1 protein-coding gene and 2 rRNA genes are annotated in these 2,271 nt (G+C 47.9%); 2 read left to right on the forward strand and 1 reads right to left on the reverse strand.

Translation table 11 applies throughout. The annotated features are described in order from the left end of the window. Together Afil_RS10575 and rrf are read left to right on the forward strand one after the other, a co-directional pair. A 23S ribosomal RNA gene (locus tag Afil_RS10575) occupies window positions 1-92 on the forward strand; the annotation flags it as partial. 112 nt (window positions 93-204) lie between these two features. Next, a 5S ribosomal RNA gene (gene rrf / locus Afil_RS11545) occupies window positions 205-312 on the forward strand. A gap of 76 nt (window positions 313-388) precedes the next feature. Here rrf and Afil_RS10580 read toward each other — a convergent pair. Then, complete coding sequence (locus tag Afil_RS10580) at window positions 389-2,095, reverse strand: tetratricopeptide repeat protein (protein WP_230268524.1); 1,707 nt, start codon at window positions 2,093-2,095, stop codon at window positions 389-391. Between the last annotated feature and the right edge of the window lie 176 nt (window positions 2,096-2,271).

Below are 2,271 nucleotides of genomic sequence, written 5' to 3' on the forward strand. Positions count from 1 at the left end.
GACCCCTTGAAGACGACAAGGCGATAGGCTGGAGATGGAAGCGAAGCGATTCGTGGAGTTGGCCAGTACTAATCGGTCGAAAGCTTAATCTAAGATTCGAGAAAGCTATACGCAAGAAGCCACTACGGAAACCAACGATGGCGTTAGATCGTTATGTTGGAAGACTGATGTTTGTTTTTGAAAGACCCATTCAAAAAATCTATGTATGGTGGCGATAGCCTGCAGGATACACCCAGAAACATATCGAACCTGGCCAGTTAAGCTGCAGAACGCCGACAATAGCCGCAAGGCAAAGATAGGAAGCTGCCAGACAAAATGAAATCCCCGAAGGAAAAAGGAAAAATCCGATATTCTTCGGGGATTTTTTATTGCCGATCCGATCCTTGCGTTATATAAGATCGGGATACAGGGTTTTGAAACGGTTTCGAATGCGGCCAGCCAGCTGAAGGCTTGCCTGCCCGTTCTCGTTCTGCCCCAGCTCGATATAGAGCGTTCCGAGCGTCTGGGCGGTCTGCGCAAACAGATCCAGAATTTCCGGGGCCTCCGTAAGGCGAGTCAGCCTGTAAAACGGATCCACCGCCTGAAAAAGATAATCCGCGGCAAGGGAATCGCTTGAAGTTTCCAGATAGTCCATGCCAACGCAGCACAGAGCACGGGCTCGATATTCCAGACTGATCTCATTTTCTTCAAGCGCCAGGATGTCATTTGAAATCTGAAGCAGTTCTGGTCGAATCTGAGCTATTTTTCCATAATTTCCATTACCCATCTCGATACGGAAAAGGATCAGAAGAGCGCGACAGAGTCTGCAAAGGGGTACAAAAGAAGCTCCCTCTTCTTCAATGACCTGCCGACATACATTTACATGATCGATCGCAAACGCTTCTGGATCCGGATCGCCTGCAGCGGCTGTGTCCGCACCATCGTTACAGAGATTGATCAGATCTTCAAAAGCGTCGAACAGCCAGTCCAAATCGCTCAGATCATCTGGATAGACAATTTTCGCTTTTCGAAGTTTCTGCATTTCTACAATCGATTTCTGCAGCCAGACAATACCCTCTGCCGGATCCTCAATTCCCAGGAAGCTTTCTCCGAGCAGATAAAACAGCTGCGCTTTTTCCCAGTAATCGGCTGGGCGGCGGAAAAGCTCGATTGACTTGTCCAGAGCATCCAGGGAAAGGAAAAACAGACCTTGCGCTTTTTCAAAATTCTGCATTTTGCAGGGGAGACAGTACAGTGTTCCATAACGGAGGTACAGATCCGCCAGATCCGAAAGACCTGTAGGTATAGCACTCTGGGAGCAGATCGACTGATAGATTCGGATCGATTCCTGATAACAGGCGACAGCCCGCGTATACATTTCCTTAACTGTATACAAATCGGCCAGAGTCCCATACGCCTGCACAAACGGTTCCTGTGAAGCGAGAGTAAAGAAATAATTCGGATAGAGAGTACGCATCTGGATCAGTTCATAAAGCGTTTCTATGGCATCATCCACCTGCCCAAGACACTGAAACGCCATGGACAAAGAGAAACGAACTGTAACGCGAAGTGCAAGAGTATCCGTGCTCAGCGTATCCTGGGACAGTCGGTCCAGAAGGGAAAGTGCCTTCTGATAATGAAGCACGCTTTGTTCAGGGGATGAATCATTCATAAGGATGTTTCCCCACTGAAGCTGGATCAAAGCCATCTTAAGGATCAAAGTACTTTCCGGTTCAGCTTGATTCCACAAGGTATGACAGAGCTGTTCTGCCTCCTGGAGAAACTGGATTGCTTTTTCTCCTTCAAAATGAGCGATGAAGATCGAAGCCAGCTGAAGAAGAACGTCAATTTGAAAGGGGAGAATCACATCGGCTCCGCTCTTATTCTGTATTGCCTGAAGCGTGTGCAGCGTCCTTAAAGAAAGTGCTCTCGCGGTATCAAAATCATAGCCGGGCTCATCCGGGATACTATAGCAGGTGGCCATTCGATACCAGACGATGCTTCTCTGCAAAGCGATGTATTCATTTTCTGCTTCTTTTTCGACAGAGGACAAAAGCGCATCCGCCTGATGCAGATAGTCGAGGCAGCCTGGATAATTATTTTCGGTCATGGCCATCTGGCCGGCGCGTATGAGTGCGATCGCATAGTTGATGGGATTGCCAGGCAGTAAGCGTCAAATAAAAGACGGGTATTTTCTCGACCGCCTCCTTGGGATAATTCCTTTATTCAAGGAGGCTTTTTCATGGAATCAATCATCCCTGCAATCGATCTCGGTATCGATTTCTCCAAAGT

This window comes from Allobaculum fili, from assembly GCF_020969955.1.
GTDB classification, from domain to species: domain Bacteria; phylum Bacillota_I; class Bacilli_A; order Erysipelotrichales; family Erysipelotrichaceae; genus Allobaculum; species Allobaculum fili.

Coding starts and splice junctions, on each gene's coding strand:
- Afil_RS10580 (WP_230268524.1), bottom strand. CDS start 2,095: ATGGCCATGACCGAAAATAATTATCCAGGCTGCCTCGACTATCTGCAT.